The sequence below is a fragment of the Nocardia speluncae NBRC 108251 genome (genome assembly GCF_001613245.1).
Taxonomy (GTDB): domain Bacteria; phylum Actinomycetota; class Actinomycetes; order Mycobacteriales; family Mycobacteriaceae; genus Nocardia; species Nocardia speluncae.
This window is the reverse complement of record NZ_BDBZ01000002.1, coordinates 393,375-412,529: the sequence shown is the minus strand read 5'-3', so window position 1 is coordinate 412,529 and position 19,155 is coordinate 393,375. Positions and strand designations below refer to the sequence as shown.

General features: G+C 66.7%; 18 protein-coding genes. 12 read left to right on the top strand and 6 right to left on the bottom strand.

Annotated features, from left to right (window positions below):
• Positions 1-177 precede the first annotated feature (177 nt).
• The gene (gene cobN / locus NS6_RS04655; RefSeq protein WP_068036797.1) at positions 178-3,810 is read left to right on the top strand and encodes a cobaltochelatase subunit CobN; all 3,633 of its coding nucleotides are present in this window, start codon (positions 178-180) and stop codon (positions 3,808-3,810) included.
• A gap of 202 nt (positions 3,811-4,012) precedes the next feature.
• Here cobN and NS6_RS04650 read toward each other — a convergent pair whose 3' ends face one another.
• From NS6_RS04650 to NS6_RS04635, 4 genes are all read right to left on the bottom strand, one after another.
• Positions 4,013-4,504: a hypothetical protein gene (locus NS6_RS04650; RefSeq protein ID WP_068036794.1), complete on the bottom strand. Its 492-nt coding sequence runs from the start codon at positions 4,502-4,504 to the stop codon at positions 4,013-4,015.
• 336 nt (positions 4,505-4,840) lie between these two features.
• A complete protein-coding gene (locus tag NS6_RS04645) occupies positions 4,841-5,332 on the bottom strand; it encodes a hypothetical protein (protein ID WP_068036787.1) in 492 nt (163 codons plus the stop codon).
• A 214-nt stretch (positions 5,333-5,546) separates the two neighbouring features.
• Positions 5,547-6,320 (bottom strand): nucleotidyltransferase domain-containing protein, encoded by a 774-nt coding sequence (locus tag NS6_RS04640; protein ID WP_068036779.1) that lies wholly within the window; start codon positions 6,318-6,320, stop codon positions 5,547-5,549.
• A gap of 34 nt (positions 6,321-6,354) precedes the next feature.
• Complete coding sequence (locus NS6_RS04635) at positions 6,355-7,107, bottom strand: TetR/AcrR family transcriptional regulator (RefSeq protein ID WP_068036774.1); 753 nt, start codon at positions 7,105-7,107, stop codon at positions 6,355-6,357.
• Positions 7,108-7,161: 54 nt separating this feature from the next.
• On the opposite strand from NS6_RS04635, the gene NS6_RS04630 reads away from it, so the two are divergent.
• Positions 7,162-8,619, top strand: coding sequence for an MFS transporter (locus NS6_RS04630; RefSeq protein WP_068036771.1), 1,458 nt, complete (start codon positions 7,162-7,164; stop codon positions 8,617-8,619).
• Between the two features lie 59 nt (positions 8,620-8,678).
• Here NS6_RS04630 and NS6_RS04625 read toward each other — a convergent pair whose 3' ends face one another.
• The gene (locus tag NS6_RS04625; RefSeq protein WP_068036768.1) at positions 8,679-9,509 is read right to left on the bottom strand and encodes an SDR family NAD(P)-dependent oxidoreductase; all 831 of its coding nucleotides are present in this window, start codon (positions 9,507-9,509) and stop codon (positions 8,679-8,681) included.
• 81 nt (positions 9,510-9,590) lie between these two features.
• Here NS6_RS04625 and NS6_RS04620 point away from each other — a divergent pair, with 81 nt between their 5' ends.
• The 9 genes from NS6_RS04620 (at position 9,591) to NS6_RS04580 (ending at position 16,450) form a co-directional block, all read left to right on the top strand.
• Positions 9,591-10,151: a TetR/AcrR family transcriptional regulator gene (locus NS6_RS04620; RefSeq protein WP_068036767.1), complete on the top strand. Its 561-nt coding sequence runs from the start codon at positions 9,591-9,593 to the stop codon at positions 10,149-10,151.
• 180 nt (positions 10,152-10,331) lie between these two features.
• On the top strand, positions 10,332-11,279 hold the full coding sequence (locus tag NS6_RS04615; RefSeq protein ID WP_068036764.1) for an endonuclease/exonuclease/phosphatase family protein: 948 nt from the start codon (positions 10,332-10,334) through the stop codon (positions 11,277-11,279).
• A 53-nt stretch (positions 11,280-11,332) separates the two neighbouring features.
• Positions 11,333-11,569, top strand: coding sequence for a hypothetical protein (locus NS6_RS04610; protein WP_068036761.1), 237 nt, complete (start codon positions 11,333-11,335; stop codon positions 11,567-11,569).
• Between the two features lie 404 nt (positions 11,570-11,973).
• Positions 11,974-13,248, top strand: coding sequence for an aromatic ring-hydroxylating oxygenase subunit alpha (locus NS6_RS04605; RefSeq protein ID WP_068036759.1), 1,275 nt, complete (start codon positions 11,974-11,976; stop codon positions 13,246-13,248).
• An 11-nt stretch (positions 13,249-13,259) separates the two neighbouring features.
• Positions 13,260-13,736, top strand: coding sequence for an aromatic-ring-hydroxylating dioxygenase subunit beta (locus tag NS6_RS04600; protein ID WP_168443395.1), 477 nt, complete (start codon positions 13,260-13,262; stop codon positions 13,734-13,736).
• A complete protein-coding gene (locus NS6_RS04595; RefSeq protein WP_068036753.1) occupies positions 13,736-13,999 on the top strand; it encodes a hypothetical protein in 264 nt (87 codons plus the stop codon). The genes NS6_RS04600 and NS6_RS04595 overlap by 1 nt, the downstream gene beginning before the upstream one ends.
• Positions 13,986-15,071, top strand: a complete 1,086-nt coding sequence (locus NS6_RS04590) for a zinc-dependent alcohol dehydrogenase (protein WP_068036750.1) — start codon at positions 13,986-13,988, stop codon at positions 15,069-15,071. Before NS6_RS04595 ends, NS6_RS04590 begins: the two co-directional genes overlap by 14 nt.
• A 13-nt stretch (positions 15,072-15,084) precedes the next feature.
• Positions 15,085-15,279: a ferredoxin gene (locus NS6_RS04585; RefSeq protein WP_068036748.1), complete on the top strand. Its 195-nt coding sequence runs from the start codon at positions 15,085-15,087 to the stop codon at positions 15,277-15,279.
• A gap of 1 nt (position 15,280) precedes the next feature.
• The gene (locus NS6_RS04580; RefSeq protein WP_068036746.1) at positions 15,281-16,450 is read left to right on the top strand and encodes an NAD(P)/FAD-dependent oxidoreductase; all 1,170 of its coding nucleotides are present in this window, start codon (positions 15,281-15,283) and stop codon (positions 16,448-16,450) included.
• Positions 16,451-16,458: 8 nt separating this feature from the next.
• Here the strand turns inward: NS6_RS04580 and NS6_RS04575 are convergent, their stop codons facing one another.
• Entirely contained in the window at positions 16,459-17,457 is a 999-nt protein-coding gene (locus NS6_RS04575) for a LysR family transcriptional regulator (RefSeq protein WP_068036743.1), read from the bottom strand.
• A gap of 292 nt (positions 17,458-17,749) precedes the next feature.
• On the opposite strand from NS6_RS04575, the gene NS6_RS04570 reads away from it, so the two are divergent.
• Positions 17,750-19,117, top strand: a complete 1,368-nt coding sequence (locus tag NS6_RS04570) for an MFS transporter (protein WP_068036740.1) — start codon at positions 17,750-17,752, stop codon at positions 19,115-19,117.
• The last annotated feature ends 38 nt before the right edge of the window (positions 19,118-19,155 follow it).

Below are 19,155 nucleotides of genomic sequence, written 5' to 3'. Positions count from 1 at the left end.
CTCGCCTGTCCGGTGTGCCTACGGACCCGGTCGGCCGCCGCGATACCATGCGAGCGCTCGACGGGTGACGAGGAAACCGGTGGAACTCCGGTGCGGTCGCGCCACTGACACAGCCAGACCCTCTCCGGCGAGCACACCGAACCCCGACGGGCGCGTCACCCCAGGAAGGTCACCCTTGTGATTCTGCTGCTGTCCACCTCCGACACCGATCTGCTCAGCGCACGCGCGTGCGGCGCCGACTACCGGTGGGGGAATCCGGCCCGCCTGCTGGTGGACGATCTGCCCGGCCTGCTCGACGGGGCGGAGCTGGTGATCGTGCGCATCCTCGGCGGCAAACGCGCCTGGGAGGACGGACTGGCCGCGCTGCGTGACAGCGGCCTTCCTGTAGTGGCCGTCGGTGGGGAGATGGCGCCCGACGCCGAACTCATGGAATGCTCCACCGTCCCGGTCGGTGTGGCCGCCGATGCCCACAACTATCTCGCGGCCGGTGGCCCGCAGAACCTGCGGCAGTTGCACAACTTCCTGTCCGATACCGTCCTGCTCACCGGACACGGATTCGAACCGCCTGTACAGTTGCCCAGCTGGGGCCGACTCGACCGCGCCGCGCGCTATCCCGGGCGGGTGGCCGAGAAACCCACGGTCGGCGTCGTCTACTACCGGGCCCAGCATCTGGCAGGGAACACCGGCTATATCGATACCCTGTGCACCGCGATCGAGGATGCCGGGGCGGTACCGCTGCCGATCTACTGTGCGTCGCTGCGCACGGCCGAACCGGAACTGCTCGACACCCTCCGGCAGTCCGACGCACTGGTGGTCACGGTGCTGGCGGCGGGCGGGACCAAACCGGCCACCGCCTCGGCGGGCGGCGACGACGAAGCCTGGGATATCGGCGCGCTCGCCGAACTCGACGTACCGATTCTGCAGGGCCTGTGCCTGACCGGCGGCCGCGCCCAATGGGAGGTGAACGACGACGGTCTGTCCCCGCTGGACGTCGCGACGCAGGTCGCGGTGCCGGAATTCGACGGACGTATCATCACCGTGCCGTTCTCCTTCAAAGAGTTCGACGCCGACGGATTGTCCACCTATGTGCCCGACCCCGAACGCGCCGCCCGGGTCGCGGGGATCGCGGTCCGGCACGCCCGGCTGCGTTACATCCCGGCCGAGCGGAAACGGCTGGCGCTCATGCTCTCCGCCTACCCGACCAAACACGCCCGGATCGGGAACGCCGTCGGTCTGGACACCCCGGCCAGCGCGATCGCCCTGCTCGGTGAGCTCCGCGCGGCCGGATATGATCTCGGCACGGCAGGCGAGGTTCCCGGCCTCGAGGAAGGCGACGGCGACGCGCTCATGCACGCCCTGATCGCCGCCGGTGGCCAGGACCCCGACTGGCTCACCGCCGAACAGCTGGAGGGCAACCCCATCCGGATCGGCGCCCAGGTGTACACCGCGTGGTTCGAGACCTTGCCCGCCGAACTGCGCGAGGCCGTGGTCGAGGCATGGGGCCCGCCGCCCGGCGGGCTGTATGTGGACACCTCCGCCGATCCGCGCGGCGAAATCGTTATCGCGGCCCTGCGTTTCGGCAATATCGTGCTGATGGTGCAGCCGCCCCGCGGGTTCGGGGAAAACCCGGTGGCCATCTACCACGACCCCGACCTCCCGCCCAGCCACCACTACCTCGCCGCCTACCGCTGGCTGTCCACCGATATCGAATCGGGCGGTTTCGGTGCCGACGCGATGGTGCATCTCGGTAAACACGGCAACCTGGAATGGCTGCCGGGTAAGACACTGGGGATGTCGGCCGCGTGCGGCACCGATGCGGCGCTCGGTGATCTGCCGCTGATCTACCCGTTCCTGGTGAACGACCCCGGGGAAGGGACGCAGGCCAAACGCCGCGCGCACGCCACCCTGGTGGACCATCTGATTCCGCCGATGGCTCGGGCGGAGAGCTACGGTGATATCTCCCGGCTCGAGCAACTGCTCGATGAGCACGCCAATATTTCCGCGCTCGACCCGGCGAAACTCCCTGCCATCCGGCAGCAGATCTGGACCCTGATGCGTGCCGCGAAAATGGACCACGATCTGGGGTTGGCCGAGCGCCCGGACGAGGCGGTCTTCGACGATATGCTGCTGCACGTCGACGGCTGGTTGTGCGAGATCAAGGATGTGCAGATCCGCGACGGCCTGCACATCCTGGGCCGCGCGCCGGCGGGGGCGGGCGAGGTCGATCTGGTGCTCGCCATGTTGCGTGCCCGGCAGCTGTGGGGCGGCGAGATGTCGGTGCCGGGCCTGCGGGAAGCGCTGGGGCTCAGCGAATCCGGTGACGAAGCCCGCGATCGGGTGGACGCTGTGGAATCGCGGGCCCGGGAACTGCTGGTGGCTCTCCAGGCCGCGGAATGGTCACCCGGGGCCGTGGACGAACTCGTCGAACGGTTCGCCGGCAACCTGTTCGGTGAAGCCGGTGGTGATCGGGATGCCGTGGCTTCGGTGCTGCGATTCGCCGCGACGGAAGTCGTTCCGCGGCTGCGCGGGACCGAGGTCGAGATCGACCGTGTCCTGCACGCGCTCAACGGTGGTTTCATTCCCGCCGGTCCCAGCGGTTCGCCGCTGCGCGGGCTGATCAATGTCCTGCCCACCGGCCGCAACTTCTACTCGGTGGATCCGAAGGCGGTTCCGTCGCGGCTGGCCTGGGAGACCGGGCGGGCCATGGCGGATTCGCTGCTGGAGCGCTACCTGGCCGATCACGGCGAGTATCCACGCTCGGTGGGCCTTTCGGTCTGGGGTACCTCCGCGATGCGCACCTCCGGCGACGATATCGCCGAGGTGCTGGCATTGCTCGGGGTGCGCCCGGTATGGGACGAGGCGAGCCGCCGCGTCACCTCGCTCGAGGTCGTCGACCTCGCCGAACTGGGGCGGCCGCGGATCGACGTCACCGTCCGGATCAGCGGTTTCTTCCGCGATGCCTTCCCGCACGTACTGGCCCTGCTGGACGATGCCGTGCGCCTGGTCGCCGCACTCGACGAACCCGCGGAATCCAACTACGTTCGCGCCCACACGCTTTCGGACCTGGCCGAGCACGGCGACGAACGCCGTGCCACCACCCGTATCTTCGGTTCGAAACCGGGCACCTACGGCGCGGGCCTACTGCAGCTCATCGATTCCAAGAGCTGGCGCACCGATGACGATCTCGCTCAGGTCTACACCACCTGGGGTGGTTACGCCTACGGCCGCGACCTCGACGGCGCCCCCGCGGCCGACGATATGCGCACCGCCTACCGGCGGATCACTGTAGCCGCGAAGAACACCGATACCCGCGAACACGATATCGCCGATTCCGACGACTATTTCCAATACCACGGCGGAATGGTCGCCACTGTGCGGGCGCTGACCGGGAAGAACCCGGAGGCCTATATCGGTGACAGCACCCGCCCGGATTCGGTACGCACCCGCACCCTTTCGGAGGAAACGACCCGGGTGTTCCGCGCCCGCGTGGTGAATCCTCGCTGGCTCGAAGCCATGCGCCGCCACGGTTACAAGGGCGCATTCGAGATGGCGGCCACGGTGGACTACCTGTTCGGCTACGACGCCACCACCGATGTGGTCGCCGACTGGATGTACGAGAAGCTCGCGGAAAGCTATGTTTTCGACGAGACGAACCGCAAGTTCATGGAGCAGTCCAATCCGTGGGCGCTGCACGGTATCGCCGAACGCCTGCTCGAAGCCGCCGAACGGAAGATGTGGGCCGAGCCGGATACCGAAACCTTGGACCGGTTGCGTCAGATCTACCTGGAGGCCGAGGGCGAATTGGAGTAGCCGGCCGGTCCGTCGAAGGCGGCTACCGCAGTCTGCGGCACGCAGGCCCGATACCGCCGGCACCGGTTCGGTCGTGGTCTTCCTGATGCCGTGCAAGCGGGTCCGGTGCGCTGGATCCGCGGCAAGACTCCACCCGGATTATCCATGCACCGGACGAGTCCTTGTGGTGAGCGTGTAGTCAGGACCCGGGCAGGGCCCGGACTCACGCAGCCCAGGTGCCCTGGATGTAGCCGTTACCGGTTGCGAAGACTATCGCCACGGGTTCCTGTCCGTGCGGCAGTTCGAATGCCACCAGTCCGCGCCGTATTTCGCCGGGATCCAGCAGCCCGAACTGCAATCCGCCCGGGATATCGGCGAGCGCGCCGAGGTTATCGCCGCCGGCGGTGGCCAGGTTCAGGTCGTACGGGCCGATACCTGCCGTTTCGCCCAGGGCTTCGACCTCGACGTCATAGACGACAACGCTCGCGTCGTTCATCCGAGGCGGCATGGCCTGATCGGATGCCCGGACGGTGATGTCCATGGCGCCCACGCTCTGAACCTGGATGGGTGTGCCCAGTGGCACCGCTTCGGTGGGCTGCTCGGCGCGGACCTCTACCTGCGGTGGTGGTGGTTCGGCGGGGTCGGGAGCGGCCACAGCCGGGGCTCCGGACAGGGCTGGAAGGGCGATTGCGAATGCGGCGATCAGCTTTCTCATGGTGCATCCTTCGCGGTTTCGGTCGCTACCGGGCACTGGTTACTCGATTTCCGGGCCGACGGGCGAACCGGCCGGCTCGCCGCGACGCCTGGAAACGCTGATACCGCACGGCCATACGCCTTACGCATAATCGCTCATACGCGTGCGGGACAGCCTACAGCGAGGGTATGCCCTGTCCCGGGCGGACCGAACCCGGTGGCTGTGATCTTGCCGAAGGCGTAGTACTCGATCTTGATGATGTCCCGTCGTGACAGACCGGCTTGTCATCACGCAGCAGGTACCCGCCGACGAGGCGTCCGGCGGCCGTTCGACGGAGATATCCGGCGGAGCGGGTCGTCAGAGAGTCCAGGCGCCCTGAACGAAATCGTCGTTGGTGGCGAAGACGATCTCCTCGGGCTGCTGCTGTTCGGTGAGCTCGAAGGCAACCAATCCGTTGCGCGGCTGTTCCGGTTCCACGAACCCGCCGGGATACTCACCGGGAACACCGGCGAGCGGATAGACCATATCGCCGTTCGTGGTGATCAGCCGCAGGTCCAGGGTCGGCAGGAAGTAGGGCTTACCCGCGGTCTGTTCGGCGCTGACATCGAAGACGAGCACTGAGCCCCTCTCCGTGCGGGGCGCGACCTCGGCCTCGGACGGATGGACCGTCACTGCCATATCGCCACCCGTGCGAATCGGGAAAGTGGTGCCCAAGGGACCGCTGGCCACCGGTTCGGCGAGTACCGCGGCGGGCGGGCCCGGTTCCACCGGGGTGGGTTCGGAAACGGCCGGGCCTGCGAAGACGAGGGGCAGGAAAACCGCGGTGGCGGTCACGACGATCTTTTTCATCCTCATCCTTCTCCGGGGTCTAGTTGTCACTCGGCCGATGTTGCGCAGCCGGCGAGCCGCGACAGTCCGGGCCGATATCCGGCCCTCAGCGAGCCTAGGGGCGACACGCCGCTGTGCCCAACCCGGAAGACCATTGGTACCGAAGCTGTGATGTTCGATCTTGGAGAGACCGCATCGTTATCTGCGGACGTTCAGCAGCACCCACCTGCGGAAATCAGTGTCCGGTGGCCGGTTCGAGCGTCTCGGCGCTTTCCAGTATCTGCCGGGCGGCGTCGATCTGTTCCGCGAGTACATCCGGATCCGGGGTCAACCGGGCGATGATCGCGTCCATCTCGCGCAGACCGGCGCCTTCGAGCAGGCGCTTTTCGTTGGTCACCCATTCGCCGCGAGCTGCCAGAATCGCGTGTGCCGTCTGCATTGCCGCAGTGGCCAGGGCGCCGGCGGTTTCGGTGACCCGGCCGCGTGGCGCAAACGCAGCGCGGGCGTAGCGCAGCCCGAGATCGGCCTGTCGCCGCCAGATCGGCGGGGCCACCGTTCGCATCGCCTCCGGAAACCCGGGTTTCGGCAGCTCACCGCGTAACACCCGGGATACGGCGAGCTCACCCACCACCAGGTAGCTGGGAATACCCGCCAGATGGAACGCCAGCGGCTCCCAGCGGAATCGGCCCTGTTCGGCCTCGGCGAGTTCGTACTCGATCACTGTGAGATCGCGGTAGTGCACATCGACGGCGCGGCCGTCGATGGTCAGCCAGGCGCCGCCGTTGAAGACCCCGCCCCAAGAGCCGAGTTCGGACACTTCACCGGGCCAGCCGACGGCGCGCAAGCCGGCCGGGTCGAAATGGTCGCGATAGTAGAGGGCGAAATCCCAGTCGCTGTCCGGTTCGTGTGTGCCCTGCGCCCGGGAACCGCCGAGCGAAACGGCGACTACCCCGGGCAGAGCGGCCAGGCGGTCGGCGACGTGGGCAACGAAATCGTCGTCGGTGCGCATGAAATCCTTCCGGCGGTGGCGGACCGGAACAGTCTCACGCCGGTCCGGTGGTATCGGCTGCGCCGGAAACGCTATCGACGTTCGACTGCGCACGCAGCCGGTTTTCCAGCCCGTCCAGTACACAGATCAGCCCGAAGTCGAAGCCGATTGCCTGGCCGACCGTCGAATCCTCGGGCATCACAGTGTGGTAGTCGGCGCGCATTTCCGGATAGCCCGCCGCCAGCTCCTCCATTGTTTCCAGCACCTCGGCCCCCCGGACCGGGCCGGCGTGGGTCTTCTCCATGGCGATCATCGGGACAACCTGACCGAGCACGTAACTGTTCACGGTGCCGCCCGCGAGGTACACGTCCAGCTCGCGGAAACCGGCCTCGTGAAATATCCGGCGCAGTTGTTCCCCGAGCCGGAACGCGCGGGGCCCGAAGCTCGGGAGCCTGCCGATGAGGGCGGCCGCCCACGGGTGGGCGAGCAGTACGGCCCGCAGATTGTAGGCGTAGGTGGTCAGTGATTCGCGCAGTTCGCCGGGCCGGTCCAGCCCGCCGCCGTCGTCGGCCAGACCCCAGAACTCGTCGAGGGCGAGCTCGAGCAGTTCGTCCTTGTTCGCCACATACCAGTACAGGCTGGTGGCGCCCGCGCCGAGGCGCGCGCCGAGTTTGCGCATGCTCAGCGCATCGAGACCTTCCTCGTCCAGCAGGGCGATGGCGGCCTGCACGATCTGCTCCCTGGTCAGGCCGGAGGTTTTGGGTTGCCGGGGTGCGCGGGTCCATACGGAATCGAACTTTTTGGCCACGAGTCGATCCTAACCTGACTCGCACACTGTGCGATTTCATCGTACAGTGTGCGAGTGAAATCGAACACTGCACGAGACCCGCGCCGTTGGCTGATCCTCGCGGCGCTGTGCCTATCCCTGCTGGTGCTCATGATCGACAGCACCGTGCTCAATATCGCGATCCCCTCACTGATCCGTGAACTGGACGCGACCCCCGCCGATATCCAGTGGATCCTCGACTCCTACGTCCTGGTCTTCGCCGGCCTGTTGCTCACCGCAGGAAGCCTCTCGGACCGGTTCGGGCGCCGACGGATGCTGATACTCGGCCTGGTCGTGCTGGCGATGGGGTCGCTGGCGGCAGTAGTGGCGACCGAACCGTGGCAGCTGGTCGCCGCCCGCGCGGTGATGGGCCTCGGCGGCGCGCTGCTCATGCCCTCGACGCTGTCCATCCTGATGACCACCTTCGACGAAACCGAACGCCGGATGGCCCTTGCCGCCTGGTCCACCGTGTCGATCCTCGGCATCGTCGCCGGACCCGTCCTGGGTGGCCTGCTGCTGGAGCACTACTGGTGGGGATCGGTGTTCCTACTGAATATTCCGGTGGCCGTACTGGCCATCGTCGCCGCCCTCGTCCTCATGCCGGAAACCACCGGCGACCAACGTCGCATCGACCTGGTGGGCGTGGTGCTGTCGGTGGTCGCTCTGGGGTCCACTGTCTACCTGATCATCGAAAGGGAATGGAATATCGCCGGCCTGGCGCTAGCCGCCGGGTCGGCGGTCGCGTTCGTGCTGTGGGAACGGCGGCAGGAACATCCGATGCTGCCGCTGGGCCTGTTCGCCAACCGGGATTTCACCGGCACCTGCGCCACGGTACTGCTGATGGTGTTCGGGATGGGCGCGGTGATGCTGATGCTCACCCAGTACCTGCAGTTCGTCCTCGGCTACGGGCCCATGAAAGCCGGCCTGGCATTGCTGCCCTATGCGCTCGCCGGAGCGGTGTTCAACGGTATCGGCGCCACCCTGGGCAAGAACCTCCCGAACAAAACCCTCATCGTCTCCGGTCTGACCGTCATGGCCCTGGCGTTCACCATCCTCGCCGTCGGCTACGGGTATCTGTGGGTGCTGGTCAGCATGCTGGCCATGGGAATCGGCGGCGGTCTGGCCGGTCCGGCCGCCTATGCCGCCATCATGAACACCATTCCGCTGCGGCACGCGGGCGTGGGATCGGCCCTCAACGACACGCTGCAGCAGGTGGGGATGGCCCTCAGTATCGCGATTCTGGGCAGTGTGCTGGCCGGTGTGTTCACCGCCCAGATGCCGGGCGAGGCCCCCGCGGCGGCCCGGGAATCCATCGGCGCGGCCTTCGAACTCGGCTATGCCGACGTCGCGAAAACGGCTTTCACCGACGCGGTCTCGGTGGGCGCGTGGGTGAGTGCCGGTTTCAGTCTCGCCGCGGCTCTGCTCGGCCTGATTCTGTTACGTGCCCACCCGGCCCCGGTCGAGCGATCGGAGCCCGTCGCCGTGGCAGACTGAGCGCGCTCGACCCGGCGTGATCCGGTCCGCCCGAGATTCGTGCCCGCGCCTGACGCTCCTCACTGGAAGTCGCGTTCGATCAGCGCGGTGAGCCGCGCGCTATCCGCTCGGTCGTGTTCGGTCGTGACGAGCGGTGCGGGCTTCGTGCCACGGTAGGCGGCCCGTCCCGGTGCAGGAGCGTCGATCAGGTCGATGATCGGGCGCACCGCGATATCCGGGCGTTTACCCACGAGGGTGCCCAGGATCGCGGCAGTGATCTTCATTCCCGGCCCCACCTCGCCGGCGAAACTGGTTCTGACCAGCCCGCTGGGTCCCCACGTCACGTAGGCGAGGCGCGGATCGTCCGCGGTGGCGAGCAGGCCCAGGAGTTCATTGGCTCGCCGCTGCTGCGCATTGGAGCGGGTGAAGGTGAAGCCCCGGCTCATACCGGGGTCATCGAAGTCGATGGCATCGGCGCGGGCCCCGGGGACCGCCGTATTCACCACGATCGGCCGCGCGGCCGATCGTAGGCGGTCGGCGAGCCCGGTGACGAACAGGTATTTGGATACGAAGAAGAGCACCCACGATCCCTCGTATCCCTCGTTCGTCAGCTGTCGGCGCTGCCGGATGAACGACGCCGCGAGTACCAGCGCGTCGATACGCTCGTGCTCCCGCCGCACCTGCTCGACGACCCGACGGGTATCGGCGATCGACGACAGGTCGGCCGCGATGAACGGGGCGTGCACCGCGGCGGAGCCCAGGTCCGCTCGCGACCCCACTGCGTCCCGTAGTGCCTCGAATTTTGCCTGATCACGGCCGATAACGACGACACGGTCGCCTGCGGCGAGGTAGTGCCGGGCGAGCGCTCTGCCCATGCCGTCCGTGCCGCCGGTGATGACGATTGTCCGCATGTCCACACCCTTTCCGGAACATCGGTTCCGGATTAGCGTACCTCGAGCGGAACGAATGTTCCGGTTGGCTATAGTGGGGCGGTGGCAGCGGATCGGAAACCACGGCGTGATGCCGTCGCCAACCGCGAACGAATCCTCACCGCGGCACGTATCGCGCTGCGGGACAGCGGTATATCGGTGGATATGCGCGCCATCGCCGCCGCGGCCGGCGTCGGTATCGGCACCCTCTACCGCCATTTCCCCACCCGCGAGAGCCTCGTGCAGGCCGTCACCGGGACCGACCTCGACCAACTCGCCGGCGCGGGGCTTCCGGACGGGATGTCCGCCCTGGCGGGCCTCCGCATGCTCTTCACCGCCACAACCACGCAGCTCCTCGGGAACCAGGCGATGATCGACCTATTGGCTGCCGGCCCCCCTTCGAACGCGGACCTGGAACGCTGCCTCGCACATCTCACCGAAATCGGCCGGGAGGCCGTCCATCGCGCGCGCACAGACCACAGCCTCGCCCCGGACGTGACTGCCACCGATATCGCCTATCAGCTACTCGGACTGATCCGTATCGCCCAGTTGGTCCCCGCTTCCGATACACGCGCCCTCACCCACCACGTCGATCTCGTTCTGCGTGGATTGGCTGCCACGTGAGCACCCGCAGACCATCGCATCGGCCTGCCCGCGTGCCACCGTGGCCGGGCGCGGCAGTCGTATCCCCTCGGATAAGCACTTCGCGCATGGCCGCATTCGTTGAATATCGTTGCCCGGCTGCGGAGACGGGTGCAAGGCCGCGGAAAGGTTTCCGCAACCGCAGCGGATAGGTTGAGCGGTATGACGCATGGGGTGTTCCGCCGGGTACTGCTCGCCGCGGGATGGTGTGCGCTGTTCGCCGCGCTGGCCGGGATCGCGCTATACCTGGGCGGCTGGCAGCGGCGCGAGCTCATCCTGCTCGCGTCCGGGGCGACGTACCTGATGCTGGGTGCGCTGGCGGCCCTGCTGTTGTTCCTGTTCGCCCGGGGCTGGCGCAGCGCCGTCGCGGCCGGAATCGTGCTGACCGGTGTGCTGTGGACCCAGGTCCCGCTGTACGTTCCGGACAGCAACGCCGCCACCGGCACCGAACTGACTGTATTGCAGACGAACCTGCTTTTCGGCGGGGCCGATACCGGTGCGGTCGTCGCAGCCGTCCGGGAGCAGCAGGTCGATATCCTCACGGTCGACGAACTCACCCCGGATTCGGTGTCGATGCTGACGGTTTCCGGTATCGACGCAGTGCTCCCGTACCACTACCTGGACCCGGGCCTCGGTGGCGGCGGAACCGGTATCTACAGCCGGTTCCCGCTGTCGGATACCGTCCGCCACCAGGAATTCGTCATGGCCAACCTGTCGGCCACGTTCACCCACCCCGCGATCGGCCCGGTCGCGGTTTTCGCGTTCCATCCGCTGCCGCCGAATATCGACCACCGGGTGTGGCACAAGGAATTGGCGGCCGTCGCAACCATTCTGGAGTCCACCGGCGGACCGGCGGTCGTCGGCGCCGATTTCAACGCCACCAGCGATCACGCCGCCTTCCGCAAGCTCGTGAGCGGACGTTTCGAGGCCGCGGCGGAACAGGCGGGCGCGGGCCGGATGCTCACCTATCCGAACGATCGATCCTGGGGCCCGGTGATCGGTATCGACCACATCCTGGTGGCCGACGGAACCACCGACAACATAGAGACCCTCACCATCCCAGGCTCGGATCACCGGGCCGTACTGGCCCGGCTCCGGCTGTCGTCCTGATCCGCCGCCCGCCGGCATTTCGCACTATCGGTAACTCTCATAGGAGAAACATCTTGTTTTCCGGAACCCGTCTGCGCACCGTCACCGGCACCGCGGTTATCGCCCTCGCCGCCGGCCTGGGTTCGGCCGCCTGCAGCAGCGACCGCTGGTGTGAATTCGATGCCACCGATACAAAGGTCGCCGATTCCTACTGCGAAAAAGGCACACCCGGGTACGAATGGGAACCTGACAGCGACGGCGACGGCAAATCCAAGAAGAAGACGACCACGACGAAGCGAAACAAACACTGAGCCCCGCCCCTACTCGGCGGGGCGTACAGGACACAGTGGCCCTCGCCGGTGAACAGGGGACCGTGCTCCGGCGAGGGTGAACAGGGTACCGGCCTGTGAGCGGGCGCTCGATTCACGTGGTCGGCCGGGATGGACGGTGGGCCCGTGCGTCACTCCTGCAACCCCAGCCCTCTCCGGAGGGCTGGGGTTTTCGCATTTCTCCAGGCGAGCTCCGCCTGCGGGGTGCGGCACCCGGCGACGCTGCCAGGCCCCACAACGATTTGTTGTGGGTCACACCGGCTTCCTGTTGGAACGCCGCGGCGGCATATTGTTACCGTGCTCACATCAGCGAAAGAAGCCCACAGCCCCGGGCGATTTCCGCAGGTTTTTCTGCATTTCGAGAAGGAATCAGTGAGCGATTACGAATGAGTACAGTCTCTGTCTCCGCCATGGAATTCGTCGACCTGGAAAACGGTCTCGTCCGTAAGTCCGCCTATACAGATCCCGATCTGTATACAGCCGAAATGAACCGGATCTTCGAACGCACCTGGCTTTACATTGCCCACGCGTCGGAAGTTCCCGAGCCCGGCGATTACAAGACCACGGAAGTGGCCGGGCGCCCGGTTATCGTGGTTCGCGGTGCGGACGGAGAAATCCGGGTATTGCAGAATCGGTGCCGGCACCGGGCCGCCAGTGTCTGTCAGGCGCCGAAGGGTAATGCGCGGTTCTTCCGCTGTGAGTATCACGGCTGGACTTACCGCAACAGTGGCGAGCTGGTCGGCGTGACCTATCCGGATGCCTACCAGGAGCTGGACAAATCCCAGCTCGGTCTCCAGTCCTTGCCGAGGGTCGAGCTTTACCAGGATTTCGTGTTCGTCTCGCTGAACCCCGAGGTGGAACCGCTCGACGAACATCTGGGTGAGGCGAAGAAATATATCGATCTGTTCGTCGCCCAGGGTGCGGGCCGGCCCCTCGCGGCCGCATACGGGACACAGAAGATCCGGTACGGCGGAAACTGGAAGTATCAGCTGGAGAACGGCTGCGACGGCTATCATCCGAACTTCGCGCACCGGTCGTTCTTCCGGGTGATGGCGGAGCGCACCGGTGAAGAAGGGCTGGGCTCCTATATGGATGGTTCCGCCGCGGCGGAATCACTCAGCCTGGGGCGCGGGCATACGCTGCTGGACCAGCGCAACACCGCCACCGACCATTACGCGGAACGGTACCGGGCATCCCCGGATGTGGATGATATCGTGGCCGAACTCCGGAAGGAATTGTCCGAAGAGGAAATGAACCGGCTACTGGCCAATTCGACCAGTCCCGGATTCAACCTGACAGTCTTCCCGAACCTTCAGCTGATCGGTCTGCACATCCGCGAGATCCGTCCGGTTTCGGTGGACGAAACCGTCGTGCACTACACACCGCTGGCTGTCGACGGGGTGCCCGACGGAATCAATCAGCTGCGGATGCGGAATCACGAATTGTTCTATTCCGCTGCCGGATTCGGGGTGCCCGATGACGGTGAGATGTTCCGCCGCGTCTCGGTGGGCGTAGGCAGCGACACCGAATGGCTGCTGCTCAGCCGGGGGAAGCATCGCGAGAACCCCCAGGGTGATGTGGTCTCCGCGCATATCACCGACGAGCTGCCGCAGCGGGCCGAATGGGCGCGCTGGGCCGAGCTGATGGACGACGACGCGTGAACGGGAACGATATGTCTGCCCCCGACCTGATCCACCACGAAAACCTCCTGCTGGACGAGCGCCGGTACGAGGAATGGCTGTTGCTGTTCGCGCCGGAGTCGCGGTACTGGGCACCTTACCGCTGGGACGCGCCGGAGCCGTTGAACGAAGTCAACCTCGTCTACGACGATCTGCCCCGGCTCGCCGAGCGGGTGTCCCGGCTGACCGGCGGCGATTTGCACGCGCAGGACCCCGCCTCGCAGACCGTGCGGATGCTGGGGCAGCCGGCGAAGCCCGTCGCCGACGGCTGGGCTCCGGCGGCTCCTTTCGACGAGGTCGTCACCGCGCCGTTCCGGCTCACCGAGTACCGATCGGAACGTTTCACCGAATACACCGGCCGGTACACCTACTGGCTCACCGGGGCGGCGGGGACCTGGCGTATCGCGGCGAAGAAGGTACAGCTGCTCGGGAGTGAGGGGCCGCTGGGCAACCTCACCTTCCTGTTGTGATGGGCGGCGCCCCGGCAGTCGGCGGTCCGCCCCGGATAACGCTGCGCAACGAATTCGCCAATATCCGGCTCACCCTGGAACACACCCGCTGCGGCGCCCGGCTGCTGGTCGAGGACCGGGAAACCGGCGCCGCGACCTACCTCGACCCCATCGAACTGGCCGGCCTGTGCCTGTGGCCGGAGGAACGGCGGGCCGAACTGCTTCAGATCGGTATCTACGCGTACGACGATACGCAGGAAGGCGCAGATCATGCCCGCCGCTGATATCTCGGCCCGTGTACTCACCGCCCCCCGGACTCTGGAGACGCAGCAGTTCGCCCGCCCGGAGCTGAGCGAGCACGACGCACTGCTGGAGGTTGCGGCGACCGGGCTGTGCGGTAGCGACCTCGCCAGCTATCTCGGCGAGAAGAAACACGGCGGACCGGTGATCCTCGGCCACGAGGTCGTCGGCCGGATCGCCGAAATCGGTTCCGCGGCGGCGCAACTGTGGGGCGTGGGTGCGGGCGACCGGGTCGCCGTCGAGGAAGCCATTCCCTGTATGTCCTGCCCGCTGTGCCGTTCCGGCGACCAGCGGCTGTGCGCGCGCTCCGGCATCAGGTACGGGTACACCTCCGTGGGTACCGCGCCGAGCCTGTGGGGCGGATTCGCGCAATACATGTACCTGCATCCCCGCACCCAGCTGCATCCGGTGCCCGACAGCGTGTCCGATGAGCTCGCGACGCTCTACATTCCGCTCTCCAACGGCCTGGCGTGGATGAGGGACGCCGCGGACGTGCGTCCAGGAGAGCGGGTCGCGGTATTCGGGCCAGGGCAGCACGGACTGGCCTCCGCCCTGGCGGCCCAGCGCCTCGGCGCCGCCGAAGTGGTGGTCGTCGGGACCGGACAGGACAGCGGCCGGCTCGCCCTGGCCCGCGAACTCGGTTGCCACACCGTGACGGCCGGGACCGAGGACGTCGAACGCGGCGTGCTCGCGGCGCTGGGCGGGAACCCGGATGTCGTCCTGGATATGACACCGCGCAGCGCGCAGCCGGTGGAGGCGGGTATTCGCCTCGCCGCCCCGCGCGGCCGTGTGCTGTGGGGCGGGATGAAACGAGGCGCCGCGCAACCGCTGGTCGATACCGACCTCGTCGTCCAGAAGGAACTGACGGTCCGCGGACTCTGGGGCCGGTCCAGCTGGGCCGTTCCCGCGGCCTTCGCCTGGCTCGCCGCGGATCCCCGGCCGGCCCGCCTGTGCGAACGCACCTACGGCCTCGGCGAACTCGACCGGGCCTTCGGCGATGCCCTCGGCGAAGGCCGCGATCCGGCCGCGCTGCACGCCGCGGTGACCGTGAACTGAAACGGGAGCAACTATGGAAATCGAAATCAACCGCCCGAAATGCGCCGGTCATGCCATCTGCACAATCCTCGCGCCCGACGTCTTCGACCTGGACGACGAGGGGAAGGCAGTCGTGCTGCCGACCGCCGCGCAGGTTCCCGGCGCCGAGATCCGCGACGCCGCGGACGCCTGCCCCGCACTGGCCATCAAACTGACGGCGGGGGTGTGACATGCCGGCCGGTGTTGTCGTGGCCGGTGCGTCGCTCGCCGGGCTGCGTACCGCATTCGACCTGCGCGCCGAAGGTTACGACGGTCCCATCACACTGATCGGCGACGAACCGGCGCTGCCCTACGACCGGCCGCCGCTGTCCAAGGGGGTGCTGTCGGGAGAGGACACCGAGGATTCGCTCGCGCTGTGCACAGGCGACGAGATCAGTGGTCACGATATCGATCTCCGGATCGATACCCGGGTGCGCAGGGTCGACCTCGAACGCCGGACGCTCGACCTCGCCGGTCGTGAATCGGTGCCGTTCGACGATCTCGTCATCGCCACAGGCGCGCGCTGCCGCCGCCCGGCCTGGTACCGGCCGATGCGGGGCGTGCACGAACTCCGCACTCTCGCCGACGCCCGCACGCTGCGCGAAACCCTGAGCGGCGCACGGTCGCTGGTCGTGGTCGGTGGTGGGTTCATCGGTACCGAAGTGGCCGCATCGGCCCGGTCGATGGGCGTGGAAGTCACAATGCTCCTGCGGGAACCGCTACCGCTCGCCGGAGTCCTCGGCCTGGAGGTGGGGCACGCCGTACGCGATCTGCACGCCGCGCAAGGGGTCGATATCCGGCCGGTCATCGAGGTGACGGAACTCGTCGGCCGCGACGCTGTGGAAGGTGTCCGGCTCGGCGACGGGACGGTGATCGTTACCGAGGCCGTGCTGGTCGCGGTGGGTGCCGTCCCGCAGGTCGATTGGCTGGCCGGCAGCGAGCTGCACGACCCCCGTGGTGTAGCAGTCGACGAGCGCGGCTGCGCCGGTGCCCGGGTGTGGGCGGCGGGCGATGTCGTCCGGGGCGCCCAAGGGCACTGGGCGAAAGCTGTTGCGCAGGCCAAGACGGTCGCTGCCGGTATCGCCGGCAAGGCCGGAACCGCTCGGCCGGTCAGCGTGCCCGATTACTTCTGGTCCGACCAGTACCACCACAAATTCCAGGTTCTCGGCGAAATCGACACCACCGCTCCCTTCCAGGTGCTGCACGGTGCGCTCGACTCGATGAGCTGTGTGGGGACATTCGGAAACCCGGACCGGATCACCGGTGCCCTGCTGATCGATCAGCCGAAGAATCTCGGCCGGATGCGCCGACTGGTCGGACGGGGAGCGTCCCTCGCGGAATGCCGGGAGGAAGTCGTATGACGGCCGTGTCATACCACGATGAATCCGGTGGCGGGATCGAAATATGCCGCGGCGTCCTCGACGAGATCCGGCGGCAGCCACTGCGGCACCTCCGGGCGAATCGGAGCCAGCCAGCCGCGGGCCGAACGGAATTCGAGAGCGCTGTCGAAGAAGGCCCGCACTTCGGGTCGTCGTTCGTCGCGGCGGATCGAGATCGCCCACGGGTAGTAGGGCTGGATATCGGTGAGGTAGCGGAAGTAGAAATGGTCGGTTTCGGCGTATTCCTGCATACCCTCCAGAACGAGCACCGGCGGGACATCGCCCTGGATCATCTGCTGGCCGATGGCTTCCAGCATGGTGATGTCGTGCGGGACCAGCTCGAGGGTTGCCCGGAATTCCGGGGCCAGATGCATGCAGAACCGCTGCCAGCTGGAGAACCGCGCGCCCACCGCGGTGTATCCGACCCGGCGCCCGATGAGGGCGGGATCGTCGAGATCGCGGATATGGAACAGTTTGACCGGGTCCAGCCGCAGCAGTGCCTGGCTGAGATTCGGTTCCACCCGGGTCGCGGTATGCATCGCGACGTCGATATGGCCGCTCATGAGCGCGGTGACCTGCTCGTCGCCGGTGAGGTCCATGAAACTTGCCCGGTGCTCGGGATGATGCCGGCGGTGTTCACGCCAGATCTCCTGCATCATCTTGCGGTTGCGGATCTCGGCGAGCCGGATGGGCCGGTCGTTTCCGGACGCCCGCTCGAACAGGGCTTCCACGGCCAGCAGAACCTGTTCCGCGTAGGCGCGGATCTCGTTACCGGCCGGCGTCGGGCTCACGCCGCCGCTGTGGCGTTCGAACAGGCTTGTGCCCAGGATGCTTTCGAGGCTTTTGATATGGCTACTGACCGTTTGCTGGGTGACATCGAGATGCCCCGCGGCCCGGGTGAAACTGGATTCCCGGGCCACTTCGACGAAGGTTCTCAGCAATTTGGAGTCGATATCCCGGCGGTCGGCACCGAAGCCTTTCCCGTACATGCGCTCTCCTCCTGCGGCGCGTATTGCACCGGCGAAAGTGGTCGTGGCCGGTGGTGGGCGCCGATGCCGCTTCCCAAGGGTATTGGGAAACATGTGGGTCCGGCAAATTACCGGCGCGGACGACGGGGACACCGAATACGTGATGGAAATGCGGTAATGAAACAATAGACCGGTGTCAACTATTCGAATTAGACGATTCGGGAAATGTATAACCATCGGGGTAGCTCGGAAATAACCGGGGACAATTCCGTCCGTATGCCCTGTCTTGCATCAATGAAGATGGATTAGAACTATGACCGTAAAAAGCGATCCGGCCGTGCCCGACGAGAAGGCGCGGGAACGTGAGTACCGGCGCGTACTCAGTTCCAGTTTTCTCGGCTCGGCCATCGAGTATTACGACTTCCTGCTGTACGGCACCGCCGCCAGTCTCGTATTCGGCCCCCTGTTCTTCAGCAACCAGGGCGAAGCCGTCGCCCTGGCCGCTTCATTCGCGACCTTCGCGGTCGGCTACCTCGCCCGGCCGCTGGGCGGGATCATCTTCGGTCACCTCGGCGACCGCATCGGCCGCAAAGCCACCCTCGTCACCACGATGGTGATGATGGGCGTGGCCTCCTGCCTGATCGGTCTCCTGCCGACCAGCGCCCAGATCGGCGCCGCGGCCCCGATCCTGCTGGTCGTCCTGCGTATCGTGCAGGGCCTTGCCGTCGGCGGTGAATGGGGCGGCGCGGCGCTGATGGCCTTGGAACATTCACCGGCGAAGAAGCGCGGCTTCTCGGCCTCGTTCGCGAATATGGGCGGGCCCGCCGGCGCGCTGATGGCAACGCTGGTCTTCGCGGCGTTCACCACGCTGCCGCGCGAGCAGTTCCTGTCGTGGGGCTGGCGTATCCCGTTCCTGCTCTCGGCGCTGCTCGTGGTGGTGGGGTTGTTCATCCGCCTGAAGGTCTCCGAATCTCCGCTGTTCCTGGAAGCGCAGAAACGCGCCGCGGAGAAGAAGGCCGACCGGGAAATCGCACTGTTCACCGTCCTGCGGAAATTCCGCAAACCGCTTCTGCTGGCCGCCACCGCTGCGGTCGGGGCGCTGGCCTTTCAGACCTTCATGGCCACCTTCGCCATTTCCATGGCGACCGGAACCGGCGTGAGTGCCACCGCGGTACTGCTGTGCAAATCCGCCGCTGCCCTCGTCCATATCTTCACCATCGGCTATTTCGCGCACCTGTCCGACCGCCTGGGCCGCCGGTCCGTGCTGATCGCCGGGGGCGTGGTGTCGATCGTGCTGACCTACCCGCTGCTCATGCTGCTCGGCAGCGGCAGCGTCGCACTGGTGCTCGCCGGGTTCATCCTGGGAAATTCGCTGCTCCAGGCCTCGATGTACGGCCCGCTGGCGGCCTATGTCTCGGAAATGTTCGGTACCGACGCCCGCTATACGGGTGCGGGCCTTGCCTACCAGCTGGGCGCCACCGTCGGCGGTTTCACCCCGTTCATCGCCGCCTCGCTCTGGGACCTCGGCCGCAACAATGTCGCGGATTCCGGCTGGCAGCAGTTCTCGATGGTCGGGCTGTACCTCATCGGTGCCGCCGTGGTCACGATCGTGGCGGTGTCGTTCGGCCGCGAAACCAAGGACCGCGACCTGGATGACAACGCGGAGCCCGCGACCCGCTGACCGCGCGCCGCTCGTATAGACCAACGATAGGAATCTCC